19 protein-coding genes are annotated in these 17,481 nt (G+C 40.6%); 14 read left to right on the top strand and 5 right to left on the bottom strand.

The window, feature by feature from the left end; genetic code table 11:
- Positions 1 to 25 precede the first annotated feature (25 nt).
- Positions 26 to 613: a DNA-3-methyladenine glycosylase I gene (locus AACZ73_RS03870; RefSeq protein ID WP_339875570.1), complete on the top strand. Its 588-nt coding sequence runs from the start codon at positions 26 to 28 to the stop codon at positions 611 to 613.
- A gap of 3 nt (positions 614 to 616) precedes the next feature.
- On the opposite strand, the gene AACZ73_RS03865 is transcribed toward AACZ73_RS03870, so the two are convergent.
- The 3 genes from AACZ73_RS03865 to AACZ73_RS03855 form a co-directional block, all read right to left on the bottom strand.
- Positions 617 to 2,137, bottom strand: coding sequence for a sodium:proton antiporter (locus AACZ73_RS03865; RefSeq protein WP_339875568.1), 1,521 nt, complete (start codon positions 2,135 to 2,137; stop codon positions 617 to 619).
- A 181-nt stretch (positions 2,138 to 2,318) separates the two neighbouring features.
- Entirely contained in the window at positions 2,319 to 3,545 is a 1,227-nt protein-coding gene (locus tag AACZ73_RS03860; protein ID WP_339875567.1) for a Glu/Leu/Phe/Val dehydrogenase dimerization domain-containing protein, read from the bottom strand.
- A 70-nt stretch (positions 3,546 to 3,615) separates the two neighbouring features.
- Positions 3,616 to 4,689, bottom strand: coding sequence for an anhydro-N-acetylmuramic acid kinase (locus tag AACZ73_RS03855; protein ID WP_339875565.1), 1,074 nt, complete (start codon positions 4,687 to 4,689; stop codon positions 3,616 to 3,618).
- Positions 4,690 to 4,793: 104 nt separating this feature from the next.
- On the opposite strand from AACZ73_RS03855, the gene AACZ73_RS03850 reads away from it, so the two are divergent.
- The 11 genes from AACZ73_RS03850 to AACZ73_RS03800 all read left to right on the top strand — a co-directional run bounded on the left by AACZ73_RS03850 (position 4,794) and on the right by AACZ73_RS03800 (position 14,456).
- Entirely contained in the window at positions 4,794 to 5,267 is a 474-nt protein-coding gene (locus AACZ73_RS03850) for a type III pantothenate kinase (RefSeq protein ID WP_339875563.1), read from the top strand.
- Positions 5,257 to 6,540 (top strand): hypothetical protein, encoded by a 1,284-nt coding sequence (locus AACZ73_RS03845; RefSeq protein WP_339875562.1) that lies wholly within the window; start codon positions 5,257 to 5,259, stop codon positions 6,538 to 6,540. The genes AACZ73_RS03850 and AACZ73_RS03845 overlap by 11 nt, the downstream gene beginning before the upstream one ends.
- Positions 6,541 to 6,641: 101 nt before the next feature.
- A complete protein-coding gene (locus AACZ73_RS03840) occupies positions 6,642 to 7,940 on the top strand; it encodes a hypothetical protein (RefSeq protein WP_339875560.1) in 1,299 nt (432 codons plus the stop codon).
- A gap of 84 nt (positions 7,941 to 8,024) precedes the next feature.
- A complete protein-coding gene (gene lptC / locus AACZ73_RS03835; protein WP_339875558.1) occupies positions 8,025 to 8,570 on the top strand; it encodes an LPS export ABC transporter periplasmic protein LptC in 546 nt (181 codons plus the stop codon).
- Between the two features lie 74 nt (positions 8,571 to 8,644).
- Entirely contained in the window at positions 8,645 to 8,854 is a 210-nt protein-coding gene (locus tag AACZ73_RS03830) for a hypothetical protein (protein ID WP_339875556.1), read from the top strand.
- A 2-nt stretch (positions 8,855 to 8,856) separates the two neighbouring features.
- Positions 8,857 to 10,146, top strand: coding sequence for a hemolysin family protein (locus tag AACZ73_RS03825; RefSeq protein WP_339875555.1), 1,290 nt, complete (start codon positions 8,857 to 8,859; stop codon positions 10,144 to 10,146).
- An 84-nt stretch (positions 10,147 to 10,230) separates the two neighbouring features.
- Positions 10,231 to 12,342, top strand: a complete 2,112-nt coding sequence (locus AACZ73_RS03820) for a SurA N-terminal domain-containing protein (RefSeq protein ID WP_339875553.1) — start codon at positions 10,231 to 10,233, stop codon at positions 12,340 to 12,342.
- A gap of 87 nt (positions 12,343 to 12,429) precedes the next feature.
- Entirely contained in the window at positions 12,430 to 12,699 is a 270-nt protein-coding gene (locus tag AACZ73_RS03815) for a DUF493 family protein (RefSeq protein ID WP_339875552.1), read from the top strand.
- Between the two features lie 13 nt (positions 12,700 to 12,712).
- The gene (locus AACZ73_RS03810) at positions 12,713 to 12,946 is read left to right on the top strand and encodes a 4a-hydroxytetrahydrobiopterin dehydratase (protein ID WP_339875551.1); all 234 of its coding nucleotides are present in this window, start codon (positions 12,713 to 12,715) and stop codon (positions 12,944 to 12,946) included.
- Positions 12,943 to 13,635 carry a 16S rRNA (cytidine(1402)-2'-O)-methyltransferase gene (gene rsmI, locus AACZ73_RS03805; RefSeq protein WP_339875549.1) on the top strand — a complete coding sequence of 231 codons (693 nt, stop codon included), beginning with the start codon at positions 12,943 to 12,945 and terminating at the stop codon, positions 13,633 to 13,635. Before AACZ73_RS03810 ends, rsmI begins: the two co-directional genes overlap by 4 nt.
- A 17-nt stretch (positions 13,636 to 13,652) precedes the next feature.
- Positions 13,653 to 14,456, top strand: a complete 804-nt coding sequence (locus AACZ73_RS03800; RefSeq protein WP_339875548.1) for an inositol monophosphatase family protein — start codon at positions 13,653 to 13,655, stop codon at positions 14,454 to 14,456.
- On the opposite strand, the gene AACZ73_RS03795 is transcribed toward AACZ73_RS03800, so the two are convergent.
- Entirely contained in the window at positions 14,453 to 15,361 is a 909-nt protein-coding gene (locus tag AACZ73_RS03795; RefSeq protein ID WP_339875546.1) for an AEC family transporter, read from the bottom strand. The two genes, AACZ73_RS03800 and AACZ73_RS03795, sit on opposite strands and share 4 nt — an antisense overlap.
- Before the next feature lie 104 nt (positions 15,362 to 15,465).
- On the opposite strand from AACZ73_RS03795, the gene AACZ73_RS03790 reads away from it, so the two are divergent.
- Complete coding sequence (locus AACZ73_RS03790) at positions 15,466 to 15,693, top strand: hypothetical protein (protein WP_339875545.1); 228 nt, start codon at positions 15,466 to 15,468, stop codon at positions 15,691 to 15,693.
- Here the strand turns inward: AACZ73_RS03790 and AACZ73_RS03785 are convergent.
- Positions 15,690 to 16,064 (bottom strand): UDP-glucuronosyltransferase, encoded by a 375-nt coding sequence (locus AACZ73_RS03785; protein WP_339875544.1) that lies wholly within the window; start codon positions 16,062 to 16,064, stop codon positions 15,690 to 15,692. The genes AACZ73_RS03790 and AACZ73_RS03785 overlap by 4 nt on opposite strands.
- 148 nt (positions 16,065 to 16,212) lie before the next feature.
- Between AACZ73_RS03785 and glyA the strand changes: the two genes are divergently transcribed.
- A complete protein-coding gene (gene glyA / locus AACZ73_RS03780; protein WP_339875543.1) occupies positions 16,213 to 17,481 on the top strand; it encodes a serine hydroxymethyltransferase in 1,269 nt (422 codons plus the stop codon).

Below are 17,481 nucleotides of genomic sequence, written 5' to 3'. Positions count from 1 at the left end.
ATTTTATTCATCTAAATTGATTCAAATGAAAAATACTTTTCAAGTTTCTGATCATAAAAGCCGCTGTCCATGGTGCCTTGGTTTCGAAGATTATGTTACTTATCACGATAAGGAGTGGGGAGTTCCGGTTTGGGATGATCAAATACACTTTGAATTTTTAATCCTTGAATCTGCTCAAGCTGGCTTGAGTTGGGCCACTATTTTGAAAAAGCGTGAAGGATATCGCAAAGCATTTGCGGACTTTGATTATAACGTGGTGGCAGAATTTCCTGAGAGTTATGTTCAGGAATTGATGCAAGATCCTGGTATAATACGGAATGTCCTGAAAATCCGCGCAGCAATAAATAATGCAAAACGCTTCATAGAAGTACAGCAGGAGTTCGGCTCATTTTCCAAGTATATCTGGAGCTTCGTCGGAGATAAACCTGTTAAAAACCGACTTTCTTCCATGGCTGAAGTCCAGACTACCACTATAGAATCTGATTTACTTGCCAAAGACTTAAAGAAACGCGGATTCAAATTTTTGGGTAGCACGACAGTTTACGCACATATGCAGGCAACTGGGCTTTACAATGACCATCTTGAATCCTGTTTTCGATTTAGCGAGGTATAGAACTTATACGAAGGCGAAGAATACTAGCCAGACTAAGAACAATATTGGCAATAAAATAGGTAGCGAGAATCGGATGATATAGCCAAAGAAAGAAGGCATTTTAATACCGTTTTGCTCAGCTATGGACTTCACCATGAAGTTTGGCCCATTACCTATATAAGTCATCGCACCAAAGAATACAGATGCGATCGCAATAGCCATCAATTCAAATGCGGAGTCGTGATACCCATCCGCAGCAAATTGACGTACTTCTTCAATATTGTTGATTGAAGCACCTTTAGACGCCATGGCTGCAGCTAGGAAGTTTAGGTAAGTTGGTGCATTATCCAAGAATCCGGACAGAACTCCAGTGCCCCAATACAGTGTGTTATGAGTGATCATTGCCGCACCTTCAGGGGATTTGGCAAAAGCCCCTACTAGCTCCAAGGCCGGCATCATGGTACCAAATATCCCTATAAATATAAAGGCCACTTCCCTGATAGGTTCAAAGTTGAATTCATTGCCTTTGATTGCTCGCTGATCTGCAAAACGGTAAGAAAGGAAAGCTACCGAAAGCATGATGATTTCTCGGATATAAGAGAATTTCTGTCCGTCATAGATGATGGCTGGAACACCTTCTATTACATTAGGATCCAGAAATACTGAGCAGATGATAATAAATAACCATCCAAAATTTTTCACCCCAATTAGAGATAGCTTGTTTGAATAAGTAGTCTCCGCCAGCTCACTATCATCATTAGCCCTTCCTAATTTTTTATCTATAAAATAGAATGCAGTAGCTAGTACCATTAGTGCAAACACCCACGCTGGCCAGTTATGTGCCAATGTCCAGAAAAATGGTATACCCTTTAAGAATCCCAGAAATAAAGGAGGGTCACCGATTGGAGTCAACGATCCACCAATATTACTTACCATAAAAATGAAGAAAATAATATGGTATGCCTGAATGTTACCTTTATTCAGACGGATAAAAGGCCGTATTAAAAGCATAGAAGCTCCTGTAGTTCCAATTAAATTGGAAATCAATGCTCCGACAATCAATAGAGTTACATTAGCAAAAGGAGTAGCCTTTTTGTCTATATCAATGAGGATTCCCCCAGAAGCAATATATAGTGAGGCAAGAAGCGCAATAAACTGAATGTACTCTGCCATGGCATGGACAGGTGCATGGACATTCCCGAGAATAAATAAATAATAGAAAACTACCAGCAACGCAAAGCCTATGGCAATTTTTGGATAATTTTTGTGCCAGAAGTGCTCATAAAATAACGGCCCAGTGGCAATCATTAGTAATAATGCAACGAATGGAATGACTAACCATATTGGTGCGGAATGGTGATCTTCTTCCCCGGTTTCTGCAAGGGCTTCTCCATGGACAACAGCTTCATCGGAATCACCATGATCCGCCTGAGCTAGATATACTTGCTCAGTATCAGTATTTTGGGCATATAGGGCTTGCATTTCCAGCCCGCCAAAAAACAATATTCCGAAAAGTATGGAGAAACATAGGACAAAATTCTTCATTAGGCTGATAGGGTATGCTGGGGGTTCTTTTCGGTTAATTTAAGCAAATATTCAATTGCTGCTAATCATTAGTGGCTTCCGCTAAACTACAGCTTTTGCCCGATACAGCACAATCTAAATTTGCCATCCTCATGGATTTAATCAAAAATTAACTACATGAAGTGATTGACAAAGTACGATTTTACACGAGTTGTGCTAGGGCTATACTAAAGGAGCTTTCAGCTAGTTTAACTTTTTCAGGATTTTTGGAATGTACCTTTTTTAAAGCTTCTTCAATCTTCTTACTTACATCAGTAAATATAGCCATATCAGTGACCTCTGCATTATCACTCATCAAATAGGCAAATACACGGGCCATACCACAATTGGCTATAAAATCGGGAATTACAGAAACCCGCTGATCTGTCCATACACCTATGGGGCCGAAGAATATCTCCGGATCGGCAAAGGGCACATTAGCTCCACAAGAAATAACTTCCAAACCAGAATTAACCATTCGCTGAACCTGATCTTGGGTGATAAGTCTGGAAGCTGCTGCCGGGATAAATATCTCATTGTTTAAATCCCAGATTTTCCCGTTTATCTCTTCAAAGGAAATTTGGTTTGGTGCGACTAATTTGTTTTTATTTCTAGCCAGAAATAGCTCCCTAACTTCATCTACTGAAAATCCCCCTTCATTAATAATTCCTCCATCCCGGTCTATAATGCCAACAATTTTGACTCCCTCTACAGCTAGAAAGCATGCAGCTGCGGCTCCTACATTTCCCCAGCCTTGAATGACGGCGCGTTTGCCATGGATATTCCCACCCCAAATGTTATAGTAATGTCTTACTGCTTCTGCTACTCCAAAACCTGTAATCATGTCTGCGACAGTATATTTTTTAGAGCCATTCGGAGTGAAAAGTGGATCCTCAAGTACTTTGGATACCCCCTGTCTGAGCTGGCCTATCTTCCGGATTTTTTCTGGCTCAGTTGCGTGATAGTAGCCATTCACTACACCTTCCTGTGGATGCCAGAGCCCGTAGGATTCGGTAATAGGGATTACTTCATGGATTTCATCCACATTGAGATCGCCTCCTGTACCATAATAACTTTTAAGTAAAGGGATCACAGCTTTGTACCAGCGTCGTAGTACCTCATCTTTCCGGGGATCGCTTGGATCAAAGTTGATTCCTGATTTAGCTCCTCCAATAGCGGGACCTGAAACAGTAAATTTCACCTCCATGGTTTTGGCAAGAGATTCTACCTCCCTCTTGTCCAATCCCTTTCTCATTCGGGTACCACCACCTGCAGCACCGCCTCTAAGACTATTTATCACCACCCAGCCTTCAGCTTCAGACTCACTGTCGCTCCATTCAAAAGTGATTTCAGGCTTTTTGTTCTCAAACTTTTTAAGTAATTCCTGCATTCAATTTGGGTTTATTATTGAGCAAAAATATAAAAATTACACTCTCCTGCTGTACTTAGTCTGACGGTGGTCAACTATATATAGTACCTCCTGAAGAATCGTATTTTGCCCCAGTGACGGAGGCGAGGCAATTATTTTCATTGCGTAGCCGCAATACACCCAAAAAACCAAAAATCAATGCTTCTTTGAATTCTATCAATTCATTGGAGGCTTTTACTTGAATCCAGTTAGAACCCAGCTGATGTTCCAGGCGCTCAATAAAAAAGGAATTGTATGCTCCTCCTCCCGTGATCAGAACCGAGGGAGTATCATTGCTTTGATTTTCGCTAATGACTTTTGCAATTTGATATGAGTAATGCTCCACAAGTGTTCGCAGGATATTTTTGCTAGAAAGTCCACTGGATGCAATCAATGGAATAAAATCATTTTCCAAATCTTCTCTCCCTAGGGATTTTGCTTCTGTAGTGCCATAATAAGGCAAAGCGTTCAGGGCATCCAGTAACTTTTCATCGATTTCGCCCTCTTTAGCCCATGCACCTTCTTTATCGTATTCTGCTCCTAACGTATTTGCCTGAGCATTAAGCAATAGATTAAATGGACAAGTATCGAAAGCAATTCTCCTACCTTTTGATTCCATACTGATATTTGCAATCCCTCCTAGATTAATACAGAAATCTATGCTTGAAAAAAGCAACCTATCTCCAATAGGGACTAAAGGAGCCCCCTGCCCTCCCAGTTGTATATCTTTCATCCGAAAGTCGTTGATCACTTTTTGCCCTGAGGCTTCACGAAGTGCCCATCCATTTCCTATCTGCAGGCTTAGGCCCTTTGAAGGCTGATGAAAAACGGTATGACCGTGTGAGCAAATTGCCAAAGGTTTGATCTGCTTCTCGCTGCAATAGTCTTTGACTTTTTCTCCCATCCATCTCCCGAAATCCACGTCGAGAAGCGACAAGTCCAGAGCCGTTATCCTATGACTATTCATAAGTTTTTGTCCCAAATCTTTTGGAAATGGAATTGTAGTAGCATCCAAGATTTCATAAGACCATTGATTGTGAAGCTCGTAACTGCAAAAAGCTATATCAAGTCCATCACCTGAAGTCCCGGACATCAATCCGATCATGGTATAATTAATAGGTCTCATGGGTTAAAGAATGTTAAGTGAAGTCTCAGACAAAGATAATTTAACAACTATAGAACGTCGCCTTTTTTATGAATGGCTATTTTGCGGAATATTAATTAAACTGGATGACAAATCTGATCATAGATATTAAGAACACTAGAATCAAAACGGCTCTCTTTGAAAGAAAAAAGTTAGTCGAAAAACGTGTTTTCGATGGATTAAAGTTTGTATTAAACTATTGTAAAATAGATGAAAATAACTCCTTTAGAGGAGGAGATATCAGTTCAGGTGCCGAAATGCGTATGAAATTGATGAACGATCAAACGGCAAGATTACCCCTAGTAGACCTGAAAGTGACAACAAATGATCTAATTGGCAAAAACACGATCACCTGTATGCAAATTGGATTTTGGTACAGTTTTAAGCTGGAACTACAAGGCCAAATCGAAGCATACACCAAAAAAATTCCGAAAATCGAGGTCTTTGTTAGCAGCAGAGATGCCCAATCTTTTGATTCATTGGCAAAAGACCTCATATTTGTAGTCCCAAATTTGGTCCTTTATGGATTGAATTCTATTCTAAACCACAATGTTGAGTAAAATCAAATTGCAATTGCTGGGTGTACTATGCACCCTTTTCTTATTTACGGAAGCCCAAGCACAGTCGAGTGCTTCCACTTACAGTGCTCTTGGTATCGGAGAATTTAATTATTCCGGTCTTACCCATAATCAAGCAATGGGGGGACTTGGTATCAGTTATGGAAGTATCTGGAATCCCAATGTGGTCAACCCAGCGCTTTCTACCAGAAATACGATTTTTAATTTTGAGGCAGCACTGAATTATAAAAAAATCGCAGCTGACAACGGTACTGAAAAATCAGATGTAGACGGTGGCGGACTGTCCTATGTAGCCTTTTCTCTTCCTGTGAAACCAAATAAAATGACGGTTGGCCTAGGATTGAATCAAATAACCAGTGTAAATTATCGCCTGCTAATCGAAAGTCCGGTAAGCAATACTGAAATTCAGGCTTTAAATTATATTGAAGGCGACGGAGGTATTTCGGAAGCTTATGCAAGCTTCGGGTTAATTGTTGCTAAAAATCTTAGTATTGGAGCACAGGGTTCCTACATATTTGGATCTACCATCAGAACGGATCAACTCACCCTGCTGGATGATGAAGGTACCCAAGTAGGCATCACCACAGAATATTATGAAAGATTAACAGTCAGTGACGTGGGCTTAAAACTTGGCGCACATTACTTTTTCCCATTGAATGAAAAGAGCAACCTACACTTGGGTGCCATCTATCAGCATTTAGGGGATGTTAATGGAAAAGCTTTTGCCAAGCTCGCTTCATTTGGCCAAGCTAGCGACCCCGATTCAGATGGCGACTTGATCGCTAATGATGAACCAGGAAGCATTTATATCCCCAATCGCTACGGATTCGGGGTTTCTTTTGAAAAAACCAACAAGTTTGTAATCGGTCTGGAAGGCCAATATCAAGACTTCAAAGAATATAGATCTATACTGGATGATCCTTTGCAACTGAAGGAAGCCATCAAAGTAGGTCTGGGTTTCCAGATTATTCCTGATTATCTTAATATTGATAACGGTCTATTGCGGGGCACTTATCGTGTGGGTTTGGAATACCAGCAGACACCATACTACCTGAACCAGACTAATATAAATGATCTTGGCATTAACTTTGGAGCTTCACTTCCTGTAAATCAACTTTCATTAGTGAACTTCGCAGTGAAAGTCGGACAGCGGGGAACCACAGATAATGGCCTCATCCGAGAAAGTTATGTAAACTTCACTTTAGGTTTGTCACTTAATGATAACAGTTGGTTTTACAAACGAGTATTTGAATAATTAACCAAACCAAACCATACAATCAAAATGGTTAAAGACGAGTCCCAAAACTTGGATTTAGACATGAAGATTAAATTGTGCCGAATTAAACCATTATGAAAATGAAAATTAAATCTACACTACTTGGGCTAGCAGCCCTGCTTGTTGCTGGAATGGTCCAAGCTCAGGATTTCAAATTCCCGTCAGATCCTGCGCAAGAAGCTAAAGCTAGAGAACTAAATGCTGCTTACACTGATTACATGAGTTCTGAACAGTATATAGAAGCTACTCACCCACTGCACTGGTTACTAGTCAATGTACCTGAGTTGAATCCTTCAATTTATCAGAACGGTACGAAGATATATGATGAAGCGTCAAAAGTTACTACCGATGAAGCTCAGAAGAGAGTGTATCAGGATTCTGTAATGGCTCTCTATGAGAAAAGAGGAGAGATTTATAATGATGAAGCTAAATGGATAGAAAATAAAGCATACTACGGTTACCAATATTACAAAGGAGATAAGGATAGACTAGCGGAACCAATTGCTGATTTCGAAAAAGCATTGGAACTTAATGGTACAATCAATTATCAATTGACTGCCGCATATTTCGATTTAATTTATAGAAACTATGCTTATAATCAAGCTTATACTGGTGAAGAGATTCTTGCCATACATGACAAAGTCAATAAAATGCTTGATGATGCAGCCGCTGATGGTACAGACGTTTCCAGCCAAAGAGCTACGTTAGAGACTCTTTTAGTTGCTATGGAACTGATTGATTGTGATTTCATTGAAAATACAATGGGACCAAAATTAGCAGCTGACCCAACAAATGAGGCATTGGCAGATCAGATATTTAAGTATTCTGTACAATACAAGTGCTTCTCTTCTAAATCGTTCTTGCAAGCTCTGGAAATTAAGCATGCTAAAGAACCATCTTTCTCTACTTCACAAGTGATTGCGATGAGATATATTCAAGATGATAAGTTGGCTGAAGCAGAGGAGATGTGGAAGCAAGCACTGACACTTGCTGAAAATGATGCTCAGAAAGCTGAAGGTCACATGGAACTGGCTACTATCTATGCTAAGCAAGGCAAAAAATCTGCCGCAAGAAATGAAGCTAAGGAAGCAGCAAATATAGATTCTTCTAGAACAGCTGATGTATACTCAATGATAGCAGGAATGTATATGAACTCTTTCAATGATTGTAAAGGTGGAGTGAGTGTAATCAAAGATAGAGCGGTATTTATTGCAGCATATAATGCTTATCAAAGAGCGGGAGATTCTAAGGGAATGGCTCAAGCTAGAGCGCAATTTCCATCTAAAGAAGAGGTCTTCACTGAAGGCATGCAAGTAGGTCAATCATTAAGCACTGGATGTTGGGTTGGCGAGACTGTAACTTTGGCTACAAGAGATTAATTAATTTTATTATACGAAAAGGCAGTCTTCGGGCTGCCTTTTTTGGTTTGTAAGCATGAAACTTTTTTCCAGTATCTTTGAGGTGTGAAGAATCTCTTATTTTCATTTATAGTTGTAGGCATGATGGTTCTGGTAAGCTCCTGCAGAGATGACGTGGATGCATCAGCCTTGGAAGTATATGATGGACCAATGAATTTGGCTCTTAATATACATCTGAAACGAAGTGACTCAGCCATGGTCAGGTCAGAGATCAGGGCGCCTAAGCAGCTTGAGTTTGCAAATGGAAACCTTGAGTTTCCGGAAGGAATAGAAATCCAGATTTTTGAGAAAGACGGCCAGTTGAGTACCACATTGAGAGCAGACACAGGATATTTTTTGAGTCAGGAAAATATTTACAAAGGTGAGGGAGATGTTCAAGTTCACAACTTGCTCAAAGATCAAAAGCTTCAATCTGAGGAGCTTTTTTGGGATACGAGAAAGAAAATAATATACACCGAGAAATTTGTGAGGGTTCAAAATGGAGGTACCTTTTCCTATGGTTCAGGATTTGAAGCAGATGAAACGTTCACCAATTATTCCCTTAAAAATCCTCATGATGGTCAGATCCCAATGTCAGATGACGGGCTTTAATTCGATCTTTAAGAAATTTATTCCTTGGTAATTAGAATTGAAATTCGGTACGCCTCTTCTCTATTTAATTTATAATGAAGTTACTTGACGCATTATTATTATCACTCTCTCTCGCGCTTATGATCGTAGGGATTCACCAGACTGTCACCCAAGGAGTGGGCGCTTCCTATGCTATTTTTATGTTTGCGGTAGCCTTGTTATTTTGGTTCCAATATCGCAAAATGCAAAAGCCAGAAGAACCCCCTACACCTAAGAAAAAAGCCAAACCAGGCAAAAAACGCTAAGCATGGAAGTAAGTTATGATTTTATTTATGTGATCCTTACGCTGGTATTTTCAGCTTTTTTTTCAGGGATGGAGATTGCATTTATTTCTGCGAATAAGCTACAGATCGAACTTCAAAATAAACAGGGAGATCTGACAGGGAAGATTCTAAGCATGTTTGTTCAAAGACCGGGACAGTTCATCGGTACCACTCTGATGGGCAACACGATTATGTTGGTGCTTTATGGGATTTTCATGGCATTCCTTATGGAAGATCCACTTAAAATGTTCCTGCAAAATTCATTTGGATTCGAGAGTGATGCAGTAGTACTCCTATTACAAACTATTATTTCTACTATCGTGGTTCTGGTGACGGCCGAGTTTTTGCCGAAAAGCCTTTTCATGCTCAACCCAAACAGCATGTTAAATTTTTTCGCCATGCCGTTTTGGATCATTTATATACTTTTTTACCCTGTCGTTTGGGCAGTGGTTGGACTTTCAAGATTCTTTATCACCAAGGTTCTGAGGTTAGAATATAGTGAAGATAAACCTGTATTTACGGTAACTGACCTGAACAGCTTCGTCCAAAACCATATACATAAGGGTAAGGAAGAAGGTCATGTGGAGATTGATACTAAAATTTTTGACAATGCGGTGGAATTCAAAACTGTACGGGTGCGGGAATGTATGGTGCCGCGAACAGACATTGTATCTGTAGAAGTGGAGGATACCATAGAAGAATTGAAGCAGGTCTTTGAAGAAAGTGGGCATTCCAAAGTGATTGTTTATCGAGAATCTATCGATGATGTCATTGGCTATTGTCACCAATTAGAGCTTTTCAAAAAGCCCAAAACCATTGAAGAAATTCTGACTCCTATTATAATTGCCCCAGAATCAGCATTGGCAAATGAGCTGTTAATTCAATTTATACAGGAGCGAAAAAGCTTGGCTTTGGTTGTTGATGAGTTTGGTGGCACTTCCGGGATAGTTTCTATGGAAGATATTATTGAGGAGATTTTTGGTGAAATCGAGGACGAATATGACAGCGACGACCTGATGGAACAGAAAGTTTCCGAGCAGGAATATCTGCTCAGTGCGCGTCACGAAATCGATTACCTTAATGATAAATATGGATGGGAATTGCCGATTGGAGACTTTGAGACCCTATCTGGACTGATTCTTTCCCTTACAGAGAACCTTCCAAAGAAGGGCGAATCCGTTACTTTTGAGTCCTATACGTTTACCATTGTGACCAAGCAAGAGCATAGAATTGAGACTGTTCGCTTGAAAATCAATAGCTCCGGAATTTTCTAGTTAAGCGTTTGATTCAGAATATATTTTGAATTTCGTTAGTAATGCTATTATTTTGCGACACTCTAAAAAAGCGTAGTAACAATAATGGCGTTAATTAAACAAATTAGACAAAGGACAGGTCTATTGATCGGCGTAATTGCCGGCGGATTAATTTTATTCCTCTTGGGAGGAGACTTATTAAGTCCAAATTCCACACTTCTCAGTTCCAGTCAAAATATCGTAGGCGAGATCGCAGGTGAAGATATCACTTACGAAGAGTATATAGCCCGAGTCGAAGAATTCAAAGCTGCCAATCAGCAACGTACTGGAAGAGTACCTTCTGAAGTAGAAATGTATTCCATCAGAGAACAAGCTTGGCAGTCTATGATCGTGGAGCGCGTGTTCAAAGAAGAATACGAAAAACTGGGTCTGACGATTTCGGATGCTGAACTGGTGGATTTGGTGCAGGGAAAAAATATTGTGCCTGAATTGCGTCAACAGTTAATCAACCCTCAGACAGGTGAGTTTGATAAAAGTCAGCTGGTATCTTTCCTTCAATCTCTGGAGACAGCAGATCCTGCTCAGCAGGCTTATTGGAACCAGCAAGAGCGTCTTTTCGCTGACTCTAGATTGAGAATCAAATATGATAACATGCTGGCAACTTCCGAGTTTGCTACGCAGGCTGAAGCTAAAGAAGAATACAAAGCAGCAAACACAATTGCAGATGCCTCCATTCTATTTGTTCCGTTTTATGCAGTAGCCGATGCGGACGTGACTGTTTCAGACAGTGAGATGGAAGCATATTTGAGTAAAAATAAAAGCAAATTCAAATCTGGAAATACGGCTAACCTGGAATACGTAAGCTTCAGTATTCAGCCAAGCGGAACAGATTCAGCTGAAGTAATTTCTCAGATCAATGAATTGACTGAGCAGTTGAAAACAGCTGAAAACGATTCTCTTTTTGTGTTGAGAAATTCCGAAGGACAATCTCCTTATTTGACTGTAAGACCTGGTGATGAACTACCAGCTAATTTGACTAACAACGTTTCAGACATTGAGCAAGGACAAACTTACGGTCCCTTCATCACGCCTAACTCTACTTACGTTTCATACAAAGTCTCTGATCAATACGAAGGAACCCCTCGCTTAAGAGCTTCACACATATTGTTCAGTACGGAAGGAATGGATGATGCTGCTAAAGAAGCTGTCAAGGCTCAGGCTGAAACCGTCCTATCTGAGGTAAAAGCTGATGGAAACTTTGAAGTAGCTGCAAGGCAATATGGACAGGATGGTACCGCACAGACAGGTGGAGATCTAGGCTGGTTTGCAAAAGCAGATTTCGTTTCGGAATTCGCAGATGCTGCCTATGCCGCCAAGTCAACTGGAATCCTTCCGAACTTGGTAGAAACAGAGTATGGCTACCACATCATCAAAGTGACAGAACTACCTAAGAGCACATACACTAAAGTGGCAACTTTAGAATTGGAACTGGTCGCTAGCGATGCAACTAGAAATGAGGCTTTCAGAAATGCAGATTCGTTTGCAGCTAATGCTGGAAATAGAAATGAGTTTACTGAAAACGCTGCGACAGATAATTATAGAATTCTACAGGCAAACAATGTGGACGCCAACTCAAGAAACATCAATAATCTTCAAAATGCCAGAGAAGTTATTCGCTGGGCATTCGATGATGGTACCTCTACCGGTGAAGTTTCCACTGTTTTCGAATTAGACAATGCTTACGTGGTAGCTACGTTGATAAGTAAAAGAGATGAGGGTGATGTAGAATTGGCTGATGTAAAGGAGCAAGTAGAAGCCCAAGTGAGAAATGAGAAGAAGGCTGAAGTCATCAAATCTAAGTTAGCTGACAAAACTTCTCTGGAAGATATGAAAGCTGTCTACGCAAATGAAGCTTCCCTAAATGAAGTTCCTGATTTGAAGCTTAGTGCCAATGTAATCCCTGGTGTAGGTTTCGCTCCTCGAGCTATCGGCGCTATCTTCGGAGTGAAGCAGGGAGAAATCACACAGCCCATCCGTGAAGATGTTGGGGTGATTGTAGGTAAATTAAATGCCTTGACTCCAGCAGCGGAAATAGGCGACTATTCTGCATATCAAGGCCAATTGACCCAAAATGCTTCCCAGCGTACGACATATTCTGTAATGATGGCGCTACAGGATCTGGCAGGCGTCAAGGATTATCGATATAAATTCTTTTAATAAGAAAGAAACTAGATTCGGAACCCATGCCATATAGCATGGGTTCTTTGTTTATATTCGAAAAGTAAAGTGCAATCAAGTTGACAAATGGGCAATAAGGAATTTGATAAAGAGAATTTTAAAGAGAAATTAGAAGCAAGTGGAGAGTTCCCACAGCTTTATATGTTTAAATTTATAGTTCCGAATGGAAAAGAAAGTGAGGTAGCAGCTCTATTTCCAAAACATGGAATGACTACTAAAGAGAGTTCCGGAGGAAAATATGTGAGTGCTACTATCCAGGCCATGATGAAAGATGCAGACCAGATAGTAAGCATCTACGAAGAGGCTGCCAAAATTGAAGGATTAATATCACTTTAAACTCATTGAAATTATGTGGAAAGAAGAAGATAATAAGCTTAAAAAAACATTCAAATTCAGCGATTTTAAGGAAGCATTTGCTTTTATGACCCGAGTAGCTTTTTTGGCTGAAGGAATGAATCATCATCCTGACTGGAGTAATTCTTATGATACAGTTGAGATTGCACTGACCTCACACGATAAAGGAAACAAGGTCACCAATAGGGATCATGATTTGGCAAAGGCAATTGATGGAATTCTTGAATGAGTGAAATTTCCCCTAACCTTTACTTAGTACCTACTCCCATTGGAAATTTAAAAGACATCACCCTTAGGGCGATAGAAGTCTTGAAAACAGCCGATGTGATCCTGGCAGAAGATACACGTACCAGTGGGCAATTGTTAAAACATCTGGAGATCTCAAGACCTCTTCAGAGTTACCATATTTTCAATGAGCACAAGACTGTCGAAAAACTGGTAGACAGAATGAATAAGGGTGAAGTGTTTGCTCTAATATCTGATGCCGGTACACCTGCTATTTCAGATCCTGGTTTTCTATTGGTGAGAGAAGTACTTGCTGCCGGACTCGATGTACAATGCCTTCCAGGAGCCACTGCTTTTGTTCCCGCTCTGGTGAATAGTGGTTTACCAAACGACCGTTTCGTATTTGAAGGATTTTTGCCGCATAAAAAAGGAAGAAAAACCAGGATAGATGGATTGATGGAAGAAGTGAGGACCATCATCTTTTACGAATCCCCTCACCGACTTCTTAAAACGCTGAGACAGCTTGCGGAAGCTTTTGGAGCGGAAAGGCAAGGATGTGTATCGCGGGAGCTCACCAAGCTTCACGAGGAGAACGTAAGAGGTACCTTAGCCGAGTTAATAGAATATTATGAGACCAATACACTGAAAGGCGAAATAGTCTTAACTGTGGCCGGAAAGAATCCAAAAACCTGATTTAACAATCAACCTTTATGATCCAAATTGAAAAACTAAAACAGCTTCTAGAGAATACTCAGGATATAGCCAAAGAAGCTGGCGCCTTCATCCGGAAGGAAAGGCAGCGTTTTAAAATTGACAGCGTAGAGCACAAAGGCTTCAATGACTTGGTCTCTTATGTGGACAAGGAAGCAGAAAAGATCATTGTGGACAAGCTATCCAAGATCCTTCCTGAGGCAGGTTTTATCACTGAAGAAGGAACTAATACTACAAAGGGAGAGGAATTCAATTGGGTGATAGATCCTTTAGATGGCACAACTAATTTCGTTCATGGTGTACCTATTTTTTGCGTAAGCATAGCGTTAATGCAGCATGAAGAGGTAATTCTCGGAGTAGTCTATGAAGTGAATCTACACGAGTGCTTTTACGCTATGAAAGGAGGAGGAGCATTTTGTAATGATACCCGAATCAGAGTAAGTGCAGCCGAGACGCTCTCCGCATCTCTGATTGCTACTGGATTTCCTTATTACAGTTTTGATCTGATTGATAAATATCTTGCTGTTCTGAAGATGCTAATGCAGTCTTCGCATGGGGCACGTAGACTAGGTAGTGCCGCTGCAGATCTTTGTTACGTCGCATCAGGGCGTGTGGAAGGTTTTTTTGAATACAACCTGAATTCCTATGATGTGGCAGCCGGGGCGCTGATCGTAGAAGAAGCTGGAGGTAAAGTCACTGATTTCTCTGGTGGGAGAGATTTTATTTTTGGCAGACAGATTTTGGCGACTAATGAGAGTATCCACGAGGAGATTCTTTCTAATCTGAAAAAAGCTTGGGCTTAACCTAAAAAGTAATACCAAATCATAATGGTCACAATAGAGATTGGGATTCCAAGTCCGGCTAAAAGCGTAGCGAGCTTCGGCTTGAGGTCATACTGAATTGCAACTATTGATCCTGTGATCATCGGAGCCATGCCGCTTTCCAGGACCGTGACTTTAAACTCGAGGCTTTCCTCAGGTAGGAAATTCCTATAAATCAACCAGACCATCATAGGAGCAAGTAACAGTCTATAGCCCATCCCAAACCAATAGTATTTGGAGCTAAGTGAATCGAAGTCTATTGAGAATTTTAAACCAATGGCGAAAATAGCCATCGGTGCCATTGTTTTTCCGATAACTGAAACAATAGGAATTAGAAATTCCGGGGTTTTCCATCCCAAAATGCTCATGACAATCGTCAACATTAAAAATCCAAAGGGTGGGAATTTCAGGATTTTCAAAGGGATCTCACGCAAGTTGCCTTCTTTGTGAGAATAAATAGAGCCTACCAAAATAGAAAGGGAGGAAACTAACAAGAAAGACCCACCTTGGTCTATCAGCAATGCAATAGGTAAAGCCTCCTTCCCATACAGACCTTCTACTACCGGAAAGCCCAAAAATGATGTATTCGCAAGACCAGCCACGATCACTAAGCATCCAGTGGTCTGATTATCCCATTTGAGAAGTTTTCCCAACAACCCAAAAATTAGCCAGGAAAGTAGAAAGGTAAACCATGCTGAGGAGATCGGTATCAGTAACTCTAATCCTGGATTTATTTGAGGGATATAGAGTAATGCAAGTGCCGGCAAAACTATGTTTAGTAGGTAGGCATTGACCCATTTGGTTATTTTTTCCAGCGGCAGATTTGATTGCTTCTGAAGAAACAGCCCCAGTAAAAGGCATAAAAATGCGATGATAGCTCCTGTCATGCTGCTTTTTATTAAAACGTAGTTTTTATTAACATAAAAATAATTTTGTATAATTGTACTTTGCTGGTTATCAGTATACTTTTGATTGAAATAATTCTTCGTCTATGACCAAACTTATACCGATTTTTATCAACGGAGGAAAATGGATTCAGCTCTCACAGCTTTCCAAGGAGCAATCTTCAAATCTGAGATCCTGGCTTCCGGTTAACTGTTTAAAGAAAATTATATTTCAGGGAAATGAAATTTCTGATTGCCTAGAGTTCGAAACATACGAGTACTGGTTTCGAAGTAATCAGGTTTCTATGCAAAAACAGGCTTTATTGGATTTTTAATCCAAGCCAAAGTTTTTTCTTTTCTCCTCAAAATACTTTCCTAACTCAGGGTAGAAGTCACTTTCGACTTCCGGAATCCCGTCCAGAATTAATTCCATATTACCTTCCATGGAATCGCTATTCACTTGCATCCCCTCCAAAAGGAAGATGATGTCCTCCAGTGTGAGCGCCTCATAGCTAGATGAGGGATACAGCAGGTATTCATTACCATAGAAATCTACCGCTTCAAATTGTATTTTTCCTTCCAACCAATGGGCATAAATGCTAATCTGCTCACCCCACTGACTCTCTGGGTAATTCATTTTCACTAATAAAACGGAAGTTGTTTCCTCTGTAAAATAGCTTTCAGGGCGGAATTTGAAATCAATCATCAGTCAAAAATAGTAATTCCTTAGAATAGAAATTCCCAAACCATTTTTTGGATTGGATAATCGGGACTTTCGGGCTATTTTTGGGCACATTTGCAGGTAGGCCTTCTGGGCTACCATTCCATAAAAATTGGCTTTCAAACCCCTGATTATGAAAAGAGACTCGCTTATTTTCGACCTTATCAATGAGGAAGAGGATAGACAAAAGAGAGGCATCGAATTGATTGCTTCCGAAAATTTCACCAGTAAGCAAGTAATGGAAGCCGCAGGAAGCGTGCTTACAAACAAATATGCGGAAGGTCTTCCCAGCAAGCGCTATTATGGAGGTTGCGAAGTAGTAGATAAGATTGAGCAGCTGGCAATCGACCGCGCCAAAGAGCTTTTCGGTGCTACTTGGGCAAACGTTCAGCCGCATTCCGGTGCGCAAGCGAATGCAGCAGTGATGTTAGCTTGCCTTGAACCTGGTGATGCCATTTTGGGTTTTGACCTTTCTCATGGTGGTCACCTCACTCATGGATCTCCTGTAAATTTCTCAGGAAAACTTTACGAGCCGTATTTTTACGGAGTGGAAGAAGCTACCGGAAGAATTGACTACGATAAGCTTCATGAGAAAGCGCTTGAAGTATCTCCGAAGATGATTATCTGTGGTGCATCAGCTTACTCCAGAGATTGGGATTATGCGAGATTGAGAGAAATTGCTGACGAAGTAGATGCAATTCTTTTGGCTGATATTTCCCATCCATCAGGATTAATCGCAAAAGGACTATTGAATGATCCGCTGGATCATTGCCATATCGTGACTACTACTACGCACAAGACGCTGAGAGGCCCAAGAGGTGGGTTGATTATGATGCGTGAAGATTTTGACAATCCTTGGGGCATCACTACTCCAAAAGGAGAAATCAAAAAAATGTCTGCACTGCTGGACATGGGAGTATTCCCAGGTACTCAAGGTGGACCATTGGAGCATGTGATAGCTGCTAAAGCTGTTGCTTTCCAAGAGTGTCTTTCTGATGAATACATGCATTATGTGCTTCAGGTGAAAAAGAATGCATCCGTAATGGCGGACAAGTTCGTAAGTCTGGGATATCAAATCATCTCAGGAGGAACGGACAATCATATGATGCTTATCGATCTTCGTAATAAAGACCTTACCGGCAAGATTGCGGAAGCAACTTTAGGTAAAGTAGATATCACGATCAACAAAAACATGGTGCCGTTTGACACCAAATCTCCTTTTGTCACTTCAGGTATGAGAGTAGGAACAGCGGCCGTGACTACAAGAGGCTTGAAAGAAGATGATATGGTGAAAATCGTCGGCTTGATAGATAGAGCTTTGACAAATCACGAGAATGAAGCCGAATTGGCTAACATCCGCAGCGAAGTAAATGCTTGGATGAATCAGTTTCCACTATACTAG

It is taken from the genome of uncultured Algoriphagus sp. (assembly GCF_963974835.1).
Classification (GTDB): Bacteria; Bacteroidota; Bacteroidia; order Cytophagales; family Cyclobacteriaceae; genus Algoriphagus.
Note: the sequence above shows the minus strand (reverse complement) of the source record. Positions and strands in the feature narration are given on the sequence as shown.